15 protein-coding genes are annotated in these 17,984 nt (G+C 56.6%); 7 read left to right on the top strand and 8 right to left on the bottom strand.

Annotated elements, in window-relative coordinates:
• Positions 1 to 8 precede the first annotated feature (8 nt).
• The 8 genes from panF to acuI form a co-directional block, all read right to left on the bottom strand.
• Entirely contained in the window at positions 9 to 1,460 is a 1,452-nt protein-coding gene (gene panF, locus C3406_RS08435) for a sodium/pantothenate symporter (RefSeq protein WP_103824971.1), read from the bottom strand.
• On the bottom strand, positions 1,450 to 1,695 hold the full coding sequence (locus C3406_RS08430; RefSeq protein ID WP_103824970.1) for a YhdT family protein: 246 nt from the start codon (positions 1,693 to 1,695) through the stop codon (positions 1,450 to 1,452). Before C3406_RS08430 ends, panF begins: the two co-directional genes overlap by 11 nt.
• A gap of 109 nt (positions 1,696 to 1,804) precedes the next feature.
• Positions 1,805 to 3,154 carry an acetyl-CoA carboxylase biotin carboxylase subunit gene (accC, locus tag C3406_RS08425; RefSeq protein WP_103824969.1) on the bottom strand — a complete coding sequence of 450 codons (1,350 nt, stop codon included), beginning with the start codon at positions 3,152 to 3,154 and terminating at the stop codon, positions 1,805 to 1,807.
• Between the two features lie 10 nt (positions 3,155 to 3,164).
• Positions 3,165 to 3,635, bottom strand: a complete 471-nt coding sequence (gene accB / locus C3406_RS08420) for an acetyl-CoA carboxylase biotin carboxyl carrier protein (RefSeq protein WP_103824968.1) — start codon at positions 3,633 to 3,635, stop codon at positions 3,165 to 3,167.
• Positions 3,636 to 3,657: 22 nt separating this feature from the next.
• A complete protein-coding gene (aroQ, locus tag C3406_RS08410; RefSeq protein ID WP_103824967.1) occupies positions 3,658 to 4,110 on the bottom strand; it encodes a type II 3-dehydroquinate dehydratase in 453 nt (150 codons plus the stop codon).
• A gap of 233 nt (positions 4,111 to 4,343) precedes the next feature.
• Positions 4,344 to 4,943, bottom strand: coding sequence for a protein-methionine-sulfoxide reductase heme-binding subunit MsrQ (gene msrQ, locus C3406_RS08405; RefSeq protein WP_103824966.1), 600 nt, complete (start codon positions 4,941 to 4,943; stop codon positions 4,344 to 4,346).
• Positions 4,944 to 5,945 carry a protein-methionine-sulfoxide reductase catalytic subunit MsrP gene (msrP, locus tag C3406_RS08400; RefSeq protein WP_103824965.1) on the bottom strand — a complete coding sequence of 334 codons (1,002 nt, stop codon included), beginning with the start codon at positions 5,943 to 5,945 and terminating at the stop codon, positions 4,944 to 4,946.
• 77 nt (positions 5,946 to 6,022) lie between these two features.
• Positions 6,023 to 6,997: an acrylyl-CoA reductase (NADPH) gene (gene acuI, locus C3406_RS08395; RefSeq protein ID WP_103824964.1), complete on the bottom strand. Its 975-nt coding sequence runs from the start codon at positions 6,995 to 6,997 to the stop codon at positions 6,023 to 6,025.
• Between the two features lie 183 nt (positions 6,998 to 7,180).
• Here acuI and csrD point away from each other — a divergent pair, with 183 nt between their 5' ends.
• The 7 genes from csrD (at position 7,181) to yhdP (ending at position 17,914) form a co-directional block, all read left to right on the top strand.
• Positions 7,181 to 9,121, top strand: coding sequence for an RNase E specificity factor CsrD (gene csrD, locus C3406_RS08390; protein WP_103824963.1), 1,941 nt, complete (start codon positions 7,181 to 7,183; stop codon positions 9,119 to 9,121).
• Between the two features lie 280 nt (positions 9,122 to 9,401).
• Positions 9,402 to 10,445 (top strand): rod shape-determining protein MreB, encoded by a 1,044-nt coding sequence (gene mreB / locus C3406_RS08380; protein ID WP_000913396.1) that lies wholly within the window; start codon positions 9,402 to 9,404, stop codon positions 10,443 to 10,445.
• 62 nt (positions 10,446 to 10,507) lie between these two features.
• Positions 10,508 to 11,524, top strand: coding sequence for a rod shape-determining protein MreC (mreC, locus tag C3406_RS08375; protein WP_103824962.1), 1,017 nt, complete (start codon positions 10,508 to 10,510; stop codon positions 11,522 to 11,524).
• The gene (mreD, locus tag C3406_RS08370) at positions 11,524 to 12,012 is read left to right on the top strand and encodes a rod shape-determining protein MreD (RefSeq protein ID WP_103177230.1); all 489 of its coding nucleotides are present in this window, start codon (positions 11,524 to 11,526) and stop codon (positions 12,010 to 12,012) included. Before mreC ends, mreD begins: the two co-directional genes overlap by 1 nt.
• Positions 12,013 to 12,021: 9 nt before the next feature.
• A complete protein-coding gene (locus tag C3406_RS08365) occupies positions 12,022 to 12,615 on the top strand; it encodes a Maf family protein (protein WP_103824961.1) in 594 nt (197 codons plus the stop codon).
• The gene (rng, locus tag C3406_RS08360; RefSeq protein ID WP_103177228.1) at positions 12,605 to 14,074 is read left to right on the top strand and encodes a ribonuclease G; all 1,470 of its coding nucleotides are present in this window, start codon (positions 12,605 to 12,607) and stop codon (positions 14,072 to 14,074) included. Before C3406_RS08365 ends, rng begins: the two co-directional genes overlap by 11 nt.
• A gap of 42 nt (positions 14,075 to 14,116) precedes the next feature.
• Complete coding sequence (gene yhdP, locus C3406_RS08355; protein ID WP_103824960.1) at positions 14,117 to 17,914, top strand: AsmA2 domain-containing protein YhdP; 3,798 nt, start codon at positions 14,117 to 14,119, stop codon at positions 17,912 to 17,914.
• Positions 17,915 to 17,984: the final 70 nt, after the last annotated feature.

Below are 17,984 nucleotides of genomic sequence, written 5' to 3'. Positions count from 1 at the left end.
AAAACTCTTTATTTATCAGTAGAAATGACGACGCTCTGTGGTGCGGGTTGACCGAAACGGTTCCCTACCACAAACGCCAGCAAACTTAGCAGTAACGAAGGCACAATCGGATGGAAGCCCAGGTACTGAATCTTAAGGGTGGCGAGCACGGCATAGAGTACGCCGCCGACAATCATCGCGCTCAGGGCACCGGCTGCATTGGCGCGCTCCCAGTAGAGCCCCAGCACCAGCGGCCAGAGGAACACTGCTTCAAGGCCACCAAACGCCAGCAGGTTCAGCCAGATGATCATCTCAGGCGGCTTCCATGCGGCCAGCAGCAGTAACGCGCCCAGCACCAGGGTGATGACGGCAGACATCCGCTTCAGGCGTCGCTCGTTGGTCATCTGATCTGGGCGCATGTTCAGGTAGAGATCTTTAATGATCGTAGCGGAACTTTGCAGCAACTGGGCGTTAATTGTCGACATGATCGCCGCCATTGGCGCGGCGAGGAAGATCCCGGCAGCAAACGGCGGCAGCACTTTCACCATCAGGGTAGGGATCACCAGATCCGGCACGGTTAAGTCAGGTATCACCGCCCGGCCCAGCGCGCCCGCAAGGTGCATACCGAACATCAGGATCGCCACCACGACAGTGCCGATGACAATCCCGCGGTGTACCGCCTTGCTGTCTTTATAGGAGATGCAGCGCACGGCGGTATGGGGTAAACCAATCACCCCGAAGCAGACCAGCACCCAGAAGGAGGTCATAAAGGTTGGCGACAGAATGTCGTCCGCACCTTGCGGCGAAACCAGTTTCGGATCGATGGCCTGCAATGTCTCCACCGCGTGGCTTAACCCACCCGCCGCATGTACCACGCCCACCAGCAGCACAAGGGTGCCAATCAGCATTACCATGCCCTGCATGGTGTCGTTGAGCACGCTGGCGCGGAATCCGCCAAAGGCGGTATAGAGCGCAATACTGATACCAAAAATCAGCAGGCCCGTTTCATAGGGGATACCGGCTGCGGTTTCAAGCAGGCGCGCGCCGCCGATAAACTGCACGGTCATGGCACCCACGAAGGCCACCAGCAGGCTAAGGCTGGCCAGCCAGACCAGCAGGCGGCTCTGATAGCGGGCAAACAGCATGTCGTTGAGGGTTACTGCATTATAACGACGCGCCAGGATAGCGAATTTCTTCCCCAGAATGCCCAGCGAGAGCCAGATGGCGGGGAGCTGGATCATCGCCAGCAATACCCAGCCCAGCCCATATTTATAGGCCGCACCCGGACCGCCAATAAAAGAGCTGGCGCTGATATAGGTGGCGGTCAGGGTCATCGCCAGCACAATACCGCCCATCGAGCGGCTGCCAAGAAAATACTCGTTCAGGAACGTGCCCGTTGTCCGTTTGCGCATGGCATAAACGGACAGACCAAAAACAATAAAAAGATACGCGACGAGCGGCAGGATCACTTCAAGCTGCATTATCGTCATCCTCCAGCGGAATATCGCGATAGATGAATTTCACCATCGCCCAGCAGAGCAGAATAAACACCAGCGGGATGAGCAGGCAGGCCATCTCAAACCAGTGAGGCAGTCCGGTGATCCCGATTGTAGAGCCAGGTAAGTAAGCGGCCACTAACCATGCCGCGAGATAGAGAAGGGTTAACCACAGCGCCCAGCGCGCTTCTTTATGGGCCTGAACAAAACGTTTGTCCATTTTTTGTCCCTTGTGGAAAAAGAAAGCGGGGATTGTACCTTATGGGGCCTGGCGATCCCCAGAAATAAAAAAAGGCCGGATTAACCGACCTTTTTACGCTTACGCAGGCTTATTTCTCATTAAGACCGAGTTTTTTCTCCAGATAGTGGATGTTGGTTCCACCATGCTGGAAGTTCTCGTCGCTCATGATACGCATCTGCAGATCAACGTTAGTTTTGATGCCGTCGATGATCAGCTCCTGCAGGGCGTTCTTCATGCGGGCAATCGCCACATCACGGGATTCGCCGTAGCAGATCAGCTTGCCGATCATTGAGTCATAGTACGGCGGTACGGTGTAACCGGCGTAGATATGAGACTCCCAGCGCACACCAAAGCCACCCGGCGCGTGGAAACGCGTGATTTTACCCGGGCTTGGCAGGAAGGTGTTCGGGTCTTCGGCGTTGATACGGCATTCCACCGCATGGCCTTTAACCACAACTTCATCCTGCTTGATGGAGAGGGGCTGACCGGCAGCAATGCGCAGCTGCTCTTTGATCAGGTCAACGCCGGTGATCATTTCGGTAACCGGGTGTTCAACCTGAATACGGGTGTTCATCTCGATGAAGTAGAACTCGCCGTTTTCGAACAGGAACTCGAAAGTACCCGCCCCGCGATAGCCGATATCCACACAGGCTTTGGCGCAACGCTCGCCGATGTAGCGACGCAGCTCCGGCGTGATGCCCGGTGCTGGTGCCTCTTCGACCACTTTCTGGTGACGACGCTGCATGGAGCAGTCACGTTCTGCCAGATAGATTGCGTTACCCTGACCGTCTGCCAGCACCTGAATTTCGATGTGGCGTGGGTTTTCCAGGTACTTCTCCATGTAGACCATGTCGTTGTTGAACGCGGCTTTCGCTTCCGCTTTGGTCATGGAGATAGACTGGGCCAGTTCGGCATCGCTGCGCACAACGCGCATACCGCGACCGCCGCCGCCGCCAGACGCTTTGATGATAACCGGGTAGCCAATGCGTTTCGCATGGGCGCGGTTAGCATCCATATCGTCGCCCAGTGGGCCGTCGGAACCTGGTACGGTCGGTACGCCCGCTTTCTTCATCGCGGTGATCGCAGACACTTTATCGCCCATCAGACGAATGGTGTCAGCTTTCGGGCCGATGAAGATAAAGCCAGAGCGTTCAACCTGCTCAGCAAAGTTGGCGTTCTCAGAGAGGAAGCCATAACCCGGGTGAATAGCCACCGCGCCGGTGATCTCAGCGGCGCTGATGATTGCCGGGATGTTCAGATAGCTTTTGACGGACGGAGCCGGGCCAATACAGACCGTCTCATCCGCCAGTAATACGTGTTTCAGATCGCGGTCCGCGCTTGAGTGCACAGCGACGGTCTTGATGCCCAGCTCTTTACAGGCACGAAGGATGCGCAGGGCAATCTCGCCACGGTTAGCGATAACAATTTTATCCAGCATGTTCGCCTCGTTACTCGATGACGACCAGCGGCTCGTCAAATTCAACCGGCTGACCACTTTCGACCAGAATCGCTTTCACAGTACCTGATTTGTCTGCTTCGATCTGGTTCATCATTTTCATGGCTTCAACGATGCACAGGGTATCGCCCACGTTAACTTTCTGGCCCACTTCGATGAACGCTTTCGCGTCCGGGCTCGGGGTGCGGTAGAAAGTACCAACCATTGGGGAACGTACGATGTGGCCACTGATTTCAGCTGCTGCTGGCGCTTCCATTGCTGGAGCCGCTGCTGGCGCGACAGCGTTAGACAGCGCTGGCTGCTGCATCATTGGCGCAGCATAAGCCTGTTGCATAACCGGGAAGCCTGCGTTTGGCGCTGCACGGCTGATGCGTACAGACTCTTCGCCTTCAGAAATTTCCAGTTCGGAGATGCCTGATTCTTCAACCAGCTCGATCAGTTTTTTAATCTTACGAATATCCATGAGTGGGTTCCGTACTCTTTGTTTAGTGTGATTGTGACAGGCGTTTTACCGCTGTCTGTAAAGCGAATGAATAACCGTCAGCCCCCAGTCCACAGATGACGCCAGTGGCGATATCCGACAGGTAGGAGTGGTGGCGGAACGGCTCCCGCGCATGCACGTTGCTGAGGTGGATCTCAATAAATGGGATGCTCACTGCCAGCAGCGCGTCGCGAATAGCAACACTGGTGTGCGTAAACGCGGCCGGATTGATCAGGATATAGTCAGTCTTGTCTTTAGCCTGATGAATGCGGTCGATGAGTGCGTACTCCGCGTTTGACTGAAAATGGTCAAGTTCCACATTGAGCGCCGCTGCTTCGCTACACAGACGATTAACAATATCGGTGAGCGTCAGCGTGCCGTACTTCTCGGGTTCACGGGTGCCGAGCATATTCAGGTTCGGTCCGTTCAAAACTAAGATGTGAAACTTGTCAGCCATTGTGCCGCTATCTCCTGCGATTCTCCGGTAAAAAACAAAATATACCTTCGATGCGCGATTGTCACCCTTTCAGGCCATGAAAAACCCGTCGGGAAAACCAAAGTGGCACATTATAACGATTTCGTAGCATTTGGCAGCTAAATACTGGTCTTATCAGGGAAGATTATCAACAGGATTCGGATAAATACCCGGGAAGGTTAAACGATCTGCGGCAACAGGCACGTTTTCGTGCACTATCGCCACCATTGGCGAAACTTCTTATAACGCCATGCCAGAAGCCCCACTGCCAGCAACGCATAGATGATGGGCTGTGGCGAGAGAATTTTCACTGACCAAAGGTAGTGGATGGGTGCCAGGATCGCGACAAGATAAACGAAATTATGCAGAAGTTGCCAGCGCCTTCCCAGTTTTCGCTGGGCGAACTGGGTAGAGGTGAGGGTTAACGCCAGCAAAATCACCCAGCTGACGATCCCGAGCGTCAGGTATGGACGAGTCACCAGTTCGCTCCCCAGCAGGGCCAGATTGTTGATGCCCAGTTCCAGTAACGCATAGCTGGTGAGGTGTAACGTCGCCCAGGCGAAGCACCAGAGCCCCAGAAGGCGACGGGTGCGGATCAGCAGCGGCTGTTTTGCATAGCGCGCCAACGGTGAAACCAGCAGCGTCGCCAGTAAAAACTTCAGCGCGGTCCGGCCGGTAAAGTGCTGGATATCTTTGGCCGGATCGGCGCTAAACCCGCCATGACTGGCGGCCCAGAAGAGCCATATAAAAGGAAGCAACCCTGCAAGATGCAGGGCGACTTTCAGCCAGGTAATCTGTTTTGCCGTCAGACGCACTTAGAAAAACTCCTTTAAATCGAGGCCGCGATAGAGCGAGGCCACCTGGTCAGCATAGCCGTTAAACAGCAGCGTCGGCTGGCGTTTGACGTCCAGCGCGCCGCCTGAGCCTATAAAGCGCTCGGTAGCCTGCGACCAGCGCGGGTGATCGACGTGCGGGTTCACGTTGGCGTAAAAACCGTACTCGTTTGGTGCGGCAAGGTTCCAGGTGGTAGGCGGACGCTCGCGGGTCAGCTTGATGCTGACAATCGATTTGATCCCCTTAAAGCCATACTTCCACGGCACGGTCAGGCGGATGGGCGCGCCATTTTGCGGCGGCAGGGCTTTGCCATACACACCCACGGTGAGCAGCGTGAGCGGGTGCATGGCCTCGTCAATCCGCAGCCCTTCCACGTACGGGTAATCGAGTCCGCCGCCGATAAACCGGTCTTTCTGCCCGGGCATGATCTCCGGGGCGTAAAGGGTCTGGAAAGCGACATACTTCGCGTTGCTGGTGGGCTCTACCAGCGCCAGCAGTTTATGCAGCGGAAAACCTATCCACGGCACCACCATCGACCAGGCCTCAACGCAGCGCATACGGTAAATTCGCTCTTCCAGCGGAAAACGATTAGTCAGGTCGTCGTAATCAAGGGTCAGCGGTTTTGCCACTTCGCCGTCGATTTTCAGCGTCCAGGGATTGGTCTTCAGGCTGCCGGCGTTGGCGGCAGGATCGGCTTTATCGAGGCCAAACTCATAGAAGTTGTTATAGCCCGTCACTTTCTCTTCAGGCGTCTTCGCAAGCTGGCTTTGCCACTGGGCAGGCTGGGTAAAGGTGAGCGGTTTTCCGGGTGGCGCTTTTGGGCGATCGTTGCCTTTGAACCAGTCCAGCAGGTCGGCCTGGGCGAGGGGCGAAAGGGTCAGCGCACCAGCACCGATCCCCAGCATCTTCAGGATCTGGCGGCGCTTGAGCATAAAAACGGATTCCGCGGTGATATCGGCTTCCGTCAGGGGTTTCACTTTCATGGCATCCTCCGTCATGCATTTTTCTAAGCATGACGGAGGAGCGGGGTTAAAGCGAATATGTCACGAAAATTTGAAGATTACGCCAGCTTCACCAGGGTACGGCCCTGGATCTGGTTATTGATGATCTTCGCGGCATACTCTGGCGCCTGTTCAAGGCTAATCTGGGTGGCGCTTTGAGCAAAGAAGGCGGCCGGCAGATCGCGAACCAGTCGCTCCCAGGCCTGGGCACGGCGCTCTGGCGGGGTCATCACGGAATCGACACCCTGCAGACGGACGTTGCGCAGAATAAACGGCATCACCGTGGTCGGCAGGGCAAAACCGCCCGCCAGGCCGCACGCCGCCACGCAGCCGCCGTAGTTCATCTGCGCCAGCACTTTCGCCAGCACTTTGTCGCCCACGGTATCAATGGCTCCGGCCCAGATCTGTTTCTCCAGCGGGCGGGTCTCAGCGAACTCGTCGCGGCCCAGAATGCGGCTCGCGCCCAGGGAACGCAGATAGTCATGGGTGCTTTCACGGCCGGACACCGCCGCCACCTGATAGCCCAGCTTATGCAGCAGGGCAACCGCTGTACTGCCGACGCCGCCGCTGGCGCCCGTCACCACCACTTCACCCGATTCAGGACGCACTCCGGCCTCTTCCAGCGCCATCACGCAGAGCATCGCGGTAAAACCGGCGGTACCGATAATCATCGCTTTCCGGCCATCCAGCCCTTGTGGCATTGGCACTAGCCAGTCGCCATTGACACGCGCCTGCGCCGCCAGCCCGCCCCAGTGGTTCTCGCCCACGCCCCAGCCGGTCAGCAGCACCTGCTGGCCGGCATGAAAACGTGGGTCTTCGCTTGAGTGCACACGTCCCGCAAAGTCAATACCTGGAACCATTGGGAAATTACGAATGATTTTTCCAGTGCCCGTAATGGCGAGGGCGTCTTTGTAATTCAGACTGGACCAGTCGATATCAACGGTCACGGTTCCTTCAGGCAGGCGGCTCTCCTCGATAGATTGCACTGATGCAAGAGTTTTGCCTTCCTGCTGTTCTAAGATCAAAGCCTGCATACGATTCCTTACTCAGCATGATGATTGGAAAAAATTTTTTGAAGACTATACTCGCTCATTGACATGCAATGCCGATTTAACGCAATAAATTGCCAGATACACCGGATTTGGTAGTATGCCGATGCCGTATTGCAAGTTAGTACTTACTTGCTATCCTCACCAACTCACGGAGTAATCTCAAGGATGCGATTATCGACGAAGTTCTCCGCTTTTATCTCCTTGCTTACCGGATTGACCATTTTTGTCACCTTTATTGGCTGCTCGCTCAGTTTTTATAATGCGATTCAGGGGAAGCTGGCGAACCGCGTCCACTCTGTGGCGGCAGTGATTGATTCCCGCCTTGTCAGCACACCCTTTCCAGAACTTTCCCGTCAGCTGGATGAGCTGATGGCCCCGGTGGATATCATGCGGGTGGAGATTAAGCAGGGCGGCAACCTCCTTTTAAGCCACACCGGGCATACGCATTACCGGCAGGCGGGTTCACCTCCGCAGCTGCTCGAACTCACCGTCCATTCCCTGAAAAACCCCGGTATAACGATAAGCCTGGTCTATCTGGACCCCATGACCAGTTATTTTCGTTCATTGATGACCACCGCCCCGCTGACGGTAGCGGTGATTTTCATCGTGGTGCTGATCTTCCTGGCCGTGCGCTGGCTGCGGCGTCAGCTCGCGGGACAAGAGTTACTGGAGTCGCGTTCCACGCGGATCCTCAACGGTGAACGCGGTGCGCAGGTGCGCGGCTCGGTCTATGAGTGGCCCTCACGTACCAGCAGCGCGCTGGACGTTTTGCTGTCCGAAATTCAGTTCGCCAGTGACCAGCGCAGCCGGATAGACACCCTGATCCGATCCTATGCCGCCCAGGACAATAAAACCGGCCTCAATAATCGTCTGTTCTTTGATAATCAGCTGGGCACTTTGCTGGAAGATCAGGAGAACGTGGGCACACATGGGGTGGTGATGATTATCCGTCTGCCGGACTTCGATCTGCTGAAAGATAACTGGGGCCGGGCAGTGGCGGAGGAGCAGCAGTTTACGCTCATTAATATGCTCTCCACCTTTATCATGCGTTACCCCGGCGCGCTGCTGGCACGCTATCACCGCAGTGATTACGCCGTATTGCTGCCGCACCGCACCCTGAAAGAGTCTGAAAGCATTGCCGGGCTGCTGTTGAAATCGGTGGATGCGCTCCCCCCCAGCAAAATGCTCGATCGTGATGATATGGTGCATATCGGCATTTGCGCCTGGCGCGGCGGGCAGACCACCGAACAGGTGATGGAGCATGCGGAAGTCGCTACCCGCAACGCGGTCCTTCAGGGGGCGAACGGCTGGGCGGTTTATGATGACTCCCTGCCAGAAAAAGGACGCGGCAACGTGCGCTGGCGAACCTTAATCGAGCAGATGCTTACCCGCGGCGGGCCGCGGATTTATCAAAAACCGGCAGTGTTGACCAGTGGCAAGGTCCATCATCGGGAACTGCTCTGCCGGCTCTTCGACGGTAATGAAGAGGTGGTATCAGCGGAGTTCCTGCCGATGGTCCTGCAGTTTGGCCTCTCTGAAGAGTACGACCGTCAGCAGATATCCCGATTGATGCCATTCTTATCCTACTGGCCTGAAGAGAACCTGGCGCTGCAGGTGACGGTGGAGTCGCTGATCCGCCCGCGTTTCCAGCGCTGGCTGCGCGATCTGCTGATGCAATGTGAAAAATCGCAGCGTAAACGGATTATTTTTGAACTTGCAGAGGCGGATGTTTGTCAACACATCAGTCGGTTACAGCCGGTCGTTCGGCTCATCAACGCATTGGGTCCGCGTGTCGCGGTGACGCAGGCGGGTTTAACGCTGGTCAGCACCAGCTGGATCAAGGCGCTGGAGGTAGAGCTACTGAAGCTGCATCCGGGGCTGGTAAGGAATATCGAGAAGCGCACAGAAAACCAGCTGCTGGTACAGAGCCTGGTGGAAGCGTGCAAAGGAACGCAAACGCGTGTATTTGCTACAGGTGTACGCTCGCGAACGGAATGGCAGACATTGACAGAGCGCGGCGTGACAGGGGGCCAGGGGGATTTTTTCGCGGCCTCTCAGCCTCTTGACAGCAATGTGAAAAAATATTCGCAAAGATACTCTGTTTAACCTGCCGTTTGGTGAGTTTTCACGTAGAATATCGCGCCTGTAGCGTGAGGTATGACGAGCAAAAAGACAGTGAACGACCTTTAACGGGTTACAAATGTACGTGAGGAATACTGCTGTTTTCTCAGCCCTGAGGGAGTCAGGCGACGATTTGTAACAAAGGAAACGTGCTGCACTAATTTTCACCGTAGCAGGCGATTTTTGCGCCTTGTCGCTGCTGCGTGTGGTTGGTAAAGTAAGCGGATTTTGTTTTCCGCCCCAGCTTTCAGGATTATCCCTTAGTATGTTGAAAAAATTTCGTGGCATGTTTTCCAATGACCTGTCCATTGACCTGGGTACCGCGAATACCCTCATTTATGTAAAAGGACAAGGCATCGTACTGAATGAGCCTTCAGTTGTGGCCATTCGTCAGGATCGTGCTGGTTCACCGAAAAGCGTAGCGGCTGTAGGCCATGACGCTAAGCAGATGCTTGGCCGTACGCCGGGTAATATCGCTGCCATTCGTCCGATGAAAGACGGCGTTATCGCTGACTTCTTCGTGACCGAGAAAATGCTTCAGCACTTTATCAAGCAAGTGCATAGCAACAGCTTTATGCGTCCGAGTCCACGTGTTCTGGTGTGTGTGCCGGTTGGCGCGACCCAGGTTGAACGTCGTGCTATTCGTGAATCCGCTCAGGGCGCTGGTGCGCGTGAAGTCTTCCTGATTGAAGAACCAATGGCTGCGGCAATCGGCGCGGGTCTGCCGGTTTCCGAAGCAACCGGTTCCATGGTGGTGGATATCGGTGGCGGTACCACTGAAGTGGCCGTTATCTCCCTGAATGGTGTGGTTTACTCCTCCTCCGTACGTATCGGTGGCGACCGCTTTGACGAAGCCATCATCAACTACGTACGCCGTAACTACGGCTCTCTGATCGGTGAAGCCACCGCAGAGCGTATCAAGCACGAAATCGGTTCTGCTTATCCGGGTGATGAAGTTCGCGAGATCGAAGTTCGCGGCCGTAACCTGGCAGAAGGGGTTCCGCGTGGCTTTACCCTGAATTCCAATGAAATCCTCGAAGCGCTGCAGGAGCCGTTAACCGGTATCGTCAGCGCCGTCATGGTTGCCCTCGAGCAGTGCCCGCCGGAACTGGCTTCCGATATCTCCGAGCGCGGTATGGTTCTGACCGGTGGTGGTGCGCTGCTGCGTAACCTCGACCGCCTGTTGATGGAAGAGACAGGAATTCCTGTCGTAGTTGCAGAAGATCCACTGACTTGCGTAGCCCGTGGCGGCGGCAAGGCGCTGGAGATGATCGACATGCACGGCGGCGACTTGTTCAGCGAAGAGTAGTCAGGTGTGAAAGGGTAGCGGATGGCTACCCTTTCTCTCTGACGCGAGAGTACGCATAGCCTATGAAGCCAATTTTTAGCCGTGGCCCGTCGCTACAGTTTCGCCTCATCCTTGGGGTGTTGGTAGCGCTTGGTGTCATTATTGCCGATAGCCGCCTCGGTACGTTCAGCCAGATCAGAACGTACATGGATACCGCCGTCAGTCCTTTCTATTTTGTATCAAATGGTCCCCGTGAATTACTCGACAGCGTCTCGCAAACCCTGTCCTCACGCGATCAACTCGAACTTGAAAACCGCGCGTTACGACAGGAACTGCTGCTGAAAAACAGCGAACTGCTGATGCTGGGCCAGTACAAGCAGGAGAATGCCCGTCTGCGCGAGCTGCTGGGCTCTCCGCTGCGTCAGGATGAGCAGAAGATGGTGACCCAGGTGATCTCCACCGTTAACGATCCGTATAGCGATCAGGTGGTCATCGACAAAGGCAGCGTTAATGGCGTCTACGAAGGCCAACCTGTTATCAGCGATAAAGGCGTCGTCGGCCAGGTGGTGGCTGTTGCCAAGCTTACCAGCCGCGTATTGCTGATTTGCGATGCGACCCATGCGCTGCCGATCCAGGTTCTGCGTAACGACATCCGGGTGATCGCCGCCGGTAACGGCTGTACGGACGATTTGCAACTGGAACATCTGCCGGCGAATACCGATATTCGCGTGGGTGACGTGCTGGTGACCTCCGGTCTCGGCGGGCGTTTCCCGGAAGGGTACCCGGTTGGGGTGGTCTCCTCCGTGAAGCTGGATACTCAGCGCGCGTATACCGTGATTCAGGCACGTCCTACCGCGGGCTTGCAGCGTCTGCGCTATCTGCTGCTGTTGTGGGGCGCCGATCGTAACGGTAGCAACCCCATGACGCCGGAAGAGGTGCACCGCGTGGCGAATGAACGTCTGATGCAGATGATGCCGCAGGTTCTGCCTGCGCCAAACTCCATGGGGCCGCCGGCGCCAGTCCCTGCGCCGGCGACAGGGCTGACCCAGCCACCGCCTGATGCGCCGCCGCCACCGCAACTCTCTTCAGGAGGGCAATAGTGGCAAGCTACCGTAGCCAGGGACGCTGGGTTATCTGGCTCTCGTTTTTGATCGCGCTGTTGCTGCAAGTCATGCCCTGGCCGGACGACATTCTCGTTTTCCGGCCAAACTGGGTGCTGCTGATTTTGCTCTACTGGATCCTCGCTCTGCCGCACCGCGTAAATGTGGGCACAGGTTTTGTGATGGGTGCCATACTGGATCTGATCAGTGGCTCGACGCTTGGCGTACGCGCACTTTCCATGAGTATCATCGCATACCTGGTCGCACTGAAATATCAGCTCTTTCGTAATCTGGCGCTCTGGCAACAGGCGCTGGTGGTGATGCTGTTATCCATGGCCGCGGATATCATTGTTTTCTGGGCAGAGTTTTTAGTGATCAACGTCTCTTTCCGTCCGGAAGTGTTCTGGAGTAGTGTAGTAAACGGTGTGCTCTGGCCATGGTTATTCCTGTTGATGCGTAAGGTCCGCCAGCAATTTGCCGTGCAATAAAAGGTTTCTATGACGTCTTTATATCTCGCTTCCGGCTCCCCGCGCCGTCAGGAGTTGCTCACGCAGTTGGGTCTCTCTTTTGAACGTATCGTTACCGGCATTGAGGAAACACGGGCTGAGGGCGAAAGCGCTCAGCAGTATGTCTCTCGCCTGGCGCGGGAGAAAGCGCAGGCTGGCGTGGCGCAGGCGCCGCGCGATTTACCGGTGCTGGGCGCAGATACCATCGTGATCCTTTACGGTGAAGTCCTCGAGAAACCTCACGACGGCGAGCATGCCTTCAGGATGCTGCGCAAATTGTCCGGACAAACGCATCAGGTGATGACCGCCGTCGCGCTGGCTGACCGTCAGCACGTGCTCGACTGTCTGGTTGTCACCGATGTCACGTTCAGAGTACTCACAGATGAGGATATCGCCGGTTATATCACCAGCGGTGAACCTATGGATAAAGCAGGTGCATACGGTATTCAAGGGTTGGGTGGCTGTTTTGTCAGGAAGATCAATGGCAGCTATCACGCCGTAGTCGGCTTACCGCTGGTGGAAACGTATGAGTTGCTGAGCAATTTTAACTCACTGCGTGAGGGAAGGGATAATTATGACGGCTGAATTGTTGGTAAACGTAACGCCATCGGAAACCCGTGTGGCCTATATTGATGGCGGCATTCTTCAGGAAATCCATATTGAGCGCGAAGCGCGACGCGGAATAGTAGGCAATATCTACAAAGGTCGTGTCAGTCGTGTACTACCGGGTATGCAGGCGGCATTTGTAGATATTGGACTCGATAAAGCGGCATTTTTACACGCCTCAGATATCATGCCGCACACCGAATGCGTGGCGGGAGAAGAGCAGAAGCAGTTTACCGTCCGTGATATCTCCGAGCTGGTGCGTCAGGGCCAGGATCTGATGGTGCAGGTGGTGAAAGATCCGCTGGGCACCAAAGGGGCGCGCCTGACCACCGACATCACCTTACCCTCCCGTTATCTGGTCTTTATGCCCGGCGCGTCACACGTTGGCGTCTCCCAGCGTATCGAAAGTGAAAGCGAGCGCGAACGGCTGAAAAAGGTCGTCAGTGCTTATTGCGATGAGCAGGGCGGGTTTATTATTCGCACAGCCGCAGAGGGGATTAGCGAAGAGGATCTGGCCTCGGATGCGGCCTACCTGAAACGCGTCTGGACCAAAGTGATGGAGCGTAAAAAACGCAACCAGACCCGCTGTCAGCTGTACGGCGAACTAGCGCTGGCCCAGCGCGTCCTGCGCGACTTCGCCGATGCCCAGCTTGATCGCATCCGCGTCGACTCCCGTCTGACCTATGATGCGCTGCTCGAATTCACCGCTGAATATATTCCTGAAATGCCGGGCCTGCTGGAGCACTACACCGGCAAGCAGCCTATCTTCGATCTCTACGACGTCGAGAACGAAATTCAGCGCGCGCTGGAGCGTAAAGTCGAGCTTAAGTCCGGCGGCTATCTGATTATCGATCAGACCGAAGCGATGACCACCGTGGATATCAACACCGGGGCGTTTGTCGGGCATCGCAATCTGGACGACACCATTTTCAATACCAACATTGAAGCGACGCAGGCCATTGCGCGTCAGCTTCGTCTGCGCAATCTGGGTGGCATCATCATCATCGACTTTATCGATATGAGTAACGAAGACCACCGCCGTCGCGTGCTGCATTCGCTGGAGCAGGCGCTGAGTAAAGATCGCGTGAAAACCAGCATTAACGGCTTCTCCCAGCTTGGGCTGGTAGAAATGACCCGCAAGCGCACCCGTGAAAGCGTGGAGCATGTGCTGTGTAACGAGTGCCCAACCTGCCATGGTCGCGGCACGGTGAAGACGGTAGAGACGGTTTGCTACGAGATTATGCGTGAGATCGTTCGCGTGCATCACGCCTACGACTCCGACCGTTTCCTGGTCTATGCTTCTCCTTCGGTGGCGGAAGCCCTGAAAGGAGAAGAGTCACACGCTCTGGCGGAAGTGGAAATCTTTGTCGGCAAACAGGTAAAAGTACAAATCGAGCCGCTCTATAATCCGGAGCAGTTTGACGTGGTGATGATGTAAAACGCAGCGTGCTGCGAGAAAACGGCTGACAAGGAGAGACGCGTGAGGCGATTGCCGGGGATTTTACTGCTTACAGGGGCAACGCTGATAGTGATTGTCGCGCTGCTGGTAAGCGGGCTGCGTCTCGTATTGCCGCATCTGGACAACTGGCGCCCGCAGCTGCTGGCGAAGATCGAATCCGCGACCGGCATGCCCGTCGCGGCCAGCCAGCTCAACGCGAGCTGGCAAAATTTTGGCCCGACCCTGGAAGTGCGCGACATCAACGCGCAGCTAAAAGATGGCGGCCACGTTAAGATTAAGCGTGTGACCCTGGCGCTGGATGTCTGGCAAAGTCTGCTGCATCTGCGCTGGCAGTTTCGCGATCTCACCTTCTATCAGCTGCAATTTCTGACCAACACCCCGCTGCGCAGCGACGATCAAGGCGAAGGCTTCGAAGCCAACCGCATCAGCGATCTCTTTCTGCGCCAGTTCGATCATTTCGATCTGCGCGACAGCGAGATTAGCTTTATCACCCTTTCCGGGCAGCGTGCCGAGCTGGCGATCCCCCAGTTAACCTGGCTCAACGGCAAAGAGCGCCATCGCGCCGAAGGCCAGGTCAGCCTCTCCAGCCTGAACGGACAGCACGGCGTGATGCAGGTGCGTATGGATCTGCGTGACGACAATGGCCTGCTGAATAACGGTAAAGTGTGGATGCAGGCCGACGACGTGGATGTCAAACCCTGGCTGGGGGAGTTGCTGCAGCAGGACATGCAGCTCGAAACCGCACGCTTTAGCATTGAAGGCTGGATGACTCTCACTAATGGCCAGTTCGCCAGCGGCGATCTCTGGCTTAAGCAGGGAGGCGCTACCTGGCCGGGGGAAACGCGTCAGCATCAGCTCTCTGTGGATAATCTCACCGCCCATGTGACCCGTGCCAATGAGGGGTGGCAGTTCGCCATTCCGGATACCCGCATCACCCTGGATGACAAAGCCTGGCCACGTGGGGCGCTGTCGCTGGCCTGGATCCCGGCGCAGGATGTGGGCGGCGTTAACAGTAAACGCAGCGATGAACTGCGCATTCGCGCCAGCAATCTGGAGCTGTCTGGCCTTGAGGGGCTGCGGACCATTGCGGCGAAGCTCTCTCCGGCGCTGGGCGAAGTCTGGCAGGCCACCCAGCCGGTGGGAGCGATCAACGCTCTGGCACTGGATATTCCGCTGCAGGCAACAGAAAAAACCCGCTTCAACATTGCCTGGACCGATCTCGCCTGGAAGCAGTGGGAGATGTTGCCGGGCGCCGAGCATTTTAGCGGCACGCTGGAAGGCAGCATGGAAGATGGCCGTCTGGTAGCCCATATGCGTGATGCTAAAATGCCGTATGAAACGGTTTTCCGCGCACCGCTGGAAATTGAAAAAGGGACCGCCACCCTCCACTGGCTGAAGAACGAGAAGGGTTTCCAGCTCGACGGGCGCGACATCGACGTGAAAGCCAAAGCGGTACATGCCCGGGGTGATTTCCGCTATCTGCAACCGGCGGGCGATGAACCCTGGCTGGGGATCCTGGCGGGCATCAGCACCGACGACGGCTCACAGGCCTGGCGCTATTTTCCTGAAAACCTGATGGGTAAAGCGCTGGTGGACTATTTGAGCGGCGCCATTCAGGGCGGGCAGGCGGACAGCGCCACCCTGGCGTATGGCGGCAACCCGCATCTGTTCCCCTACAAGCACAACGAAGGGCAGTTCCAGGTGCTGGTGCCGTTACGCAACGCCACCTATGCCTTCCAGCCTGGCTGGCCGGCGTTGAAAAACCTCGATATTGAACTCAACTTCATCAATGACGGCTTGTGGATGAAAACCGACGGCGTGGCGTTGGGCGGCGTGAAGGCCAGCAACCTGACGGCGGTGATCCCCGATTATTCAAAAGAAAAACTGCTGATCGACGCCGATATCAACGGGCCTGGAAAAGCCGTTGGGCCCTATTTTGACGAGACGCCGTTAGACGATTCGCTGGGCGCCACGCTCCAGCAGCTCCAGCTGGATGGCGATGTGAATGCTCGCTTACATCTGGATATCCCGCTGGACGGCACCATGACCACCGCCAAAGGCGACGTCAGGCTGAAAAATAACAGCCTGTTCATCAAGCCGCTGAACAGCACGTTGAAAAACCTGACCGGCCAGTTCAGCTTCGTGAATGGCGATCTGAAAAGCGGGCCGCTGACCGCAAACTGGTTCAGCCAGCCGGTGAAGATGGATTTCTCCACCACCGAGGGCGAGAAAGCCTACCAGGTGGCGGTCAATATGGATGCCAGCTGGCAGCCTTCGCGGATGGATGTGCTGCCCAAAGTGGTCAGCCAGTCCCTTGAAGGCCGTTTACCGTGGAACGGCAAAGTCGCGATCGATTTGCCTTATCGTGGCACCCCGCATTACAAGGTGGACATCAGCGGCGACCTGAAAAGCGTTAGCAGCGATCTGCCTTCGCCCCTGAACAAGCGCGCAGGCGAGCCGCTGCCGGTGAAGCTGAATGTCGACGGGGATCTCAACAGCTTTACCCTGACCGGTAACGCCAGCGGGACAAATCACTTTAACAGCCGCTGGCTGCTGAACCGCAAGCTGACGCTGGATCGCGCCATCTGGACCACCGACAGCCGCACCCTGCCGCCGCTGCCGGAGCAGGCGGGTATAGAGCTCAACCTGCCGCCGATGGATGGGGCAGAATGGCTGGCGCTTTTCCAGCGCGGGGTGGGGCAAAATGTGGATGAAGCGGCGCAGTTCCCGCAACACATCACGGTACGCACGCCAGCGCTGACGCTGGGCGGGCAGCAGTGGAATAACCTGAGCATTGTCTCGCAGCCCACCCTCAACGGTTCGAAAATCGATGCCCAGGGACGGGAGATCAACGCCAGCCTGCTGATGCGTGACACCGCGCCGTGGCAGGCGCAGATCCGCTATCTTTATTACAATCCGGTCTCCGTCACCGCCGGGGCAAGCAATAACGTCTCGCCGTTATCCAGTACCTCACGAATCGATTTTAGCGGCTGGCCTGACCTACAGCTGCGCTGCGCCGAGTGCTGGCTCTGGGGACAGAAGTATGGCCGGATTAATGGCGATTTCACTATTAAGGGCGATACCCTGACCCTGGCGGGCGGGTTGATTGATACCGGCTTCGGGCGCCTGACCGCCAACGGCGAATGGGTGAACGGCGCCCGCGAGAAGCGCACCTCCCTGAAGGGGCAAATTAAGGGCAACAAGCTGGATGCCGCCGCTAACTATTTTGGCGTCACGACCCCGATTCGCGGTTCGTCGTTTGATGTCGATTACGATCTGCACTGGCGCGACATGCCCTGGAAGCCTGACGAAGCCTCGCTGAACGGCATTCTGAAAACGCGGCTGGGGAGAGGTGAAATCGCCGATCTCAGTACCGGCCATGCAGGGCAACTGTTGCGCTTACTCAGTTTCGATGCCCTGCTGCGCAAGCTGCGCTTTGACTTCAACGATACTTTTAATGAAGGCTTCTACTTCGACTCGATCCGCAGCACCGCGTGGATCAAAGATGGCGTATTGCACACCGACGACACGCTGGTGGATGGGCTGGAAGCCGATATCGCCATGAAAGGCTCCGTCAATCTGGTGCGCCGCGAGCTGGATATGGAAGCAGTGGTGGCGCCGGAAATTTCCGCCACCGTCGGCGTGGCGGCGGCTTTTGCCGTTAACCCGATTGTGGGCGCGGCCGTGTTTGCCGCCAGCAAAGTGCTGGGGCCGCTGTGGAGCAAAGTCTCTATTCTGCGCTATCACATCACCGGCCCGGTGGATAAACCGCAGATTAATGAAGTGCTGCGTCAGCCACGCAAAGATGCACAGCAATGATTTGACGCGGGCAATTAATTGCCTCACTCTCAATAGATAAGATCTTAGATACGTCCTGTGGACGGCAACG

It is taken from the genome of Leclercia sp. LSNIH8 (genome assembly GCF_002920195.1).
GTDB lineage: Bacteria > Pseudomonadota > Gammaproteobacteria > Enterobacterales > Enterobacteriaceae > Enterobacter.
Note: the sequence above shows the minus strand (reverse complement) of the source record. Positions and strands in the feature narration are given on the sequence as shown.

What these genes read in the sequence shown, in the direction of transcription:
- panF (WP_103824971.1), bottom strand. Translation starts at nt 1,460, where the DNA reads ATGCAGCTTGAAGTGATCCTGCCGCTCGTCGCGTATCTTTTTATTGTT.
- C3406_RS08430 (WP_103824970.1), bottom strand. Translation starts at nt 1,695, where the DNA reads ATGGACAAACGTTTTGTTCAGGCCCATAAAGAAGCGCGCTGGGCGCTG.
- accC (WP_103824969.1), bottom strand. Translation starts at nt 3,154, where the DNA reads ATGCTGGATAAAATTGTTATCGCTAACCGTGGCGAGATTGCCCTGCGC.
- accB (WP_103824968.1), bottom strand. Translation starts at nt 3,635, where the DNA reads ATGGATATTCGTAAGATTAAAAAACTGATCGAGCTGGTTGAAGAATCA.
- aroQ (WP_103824967.1), bottom strand. Translation starts at nt 4,110, where the DNA reads ATGGCTGACAAGTTTCACATCTTAGTTTTGAACGGACCGAACCTGAAT.
- msrP (WP_103824965.1), bottom strand. Translation starts at nt 5,945, where the DNA reads ATGAAAGTGAAACCCCTGACGGAAGCCGATATCACCGCGGAATCCGTT.
- acuI (WP_103824964.1), bottom strand. Translation starts at nt 6,997, where the DNA reads ATGCAGGCTTTGATCTTAGAACAGCAGGAAGGCAAAACTCTTGCATCA.
- csrD (WP_103824963.1), top strand. Translation starts at nt 7,181, where the DNA reads ATGCGATTATCGACGAAGTTCTCCGCTTTTATCTCCTTGCTTACCGGA.
- mreB (WP_000913396.1), top strand. Translation starts at nt 9,402, where the DNA reads ATGTTGAAAAAATTTCGTGGCATGTTTTCCAATGACCTGTCCATTGAC.
- mreC (WP_103824962.1), top strand. Translation starts at nt 10,508, where the DNA reads ATGAAGCCAATTTTTAGCCGTGGCCCGTCGCTACAGTTTCGCCTCATC.
- C3406_RS08365 (WP_103824961.1), top strand. Translation starts at nt 12,022, where the DNA reads ATGACGTCTTTATATCTCGCTTCCGGCTCCCCGCGCCGTCAGGAGTTG.
- rng (WP_103177228.1), top strand. Translation starts at nt 12,605, where the DNA reads ATGACGGCTGAATTGTTGGTAAACGTAACGCCATCGGAAACCCGTGTG.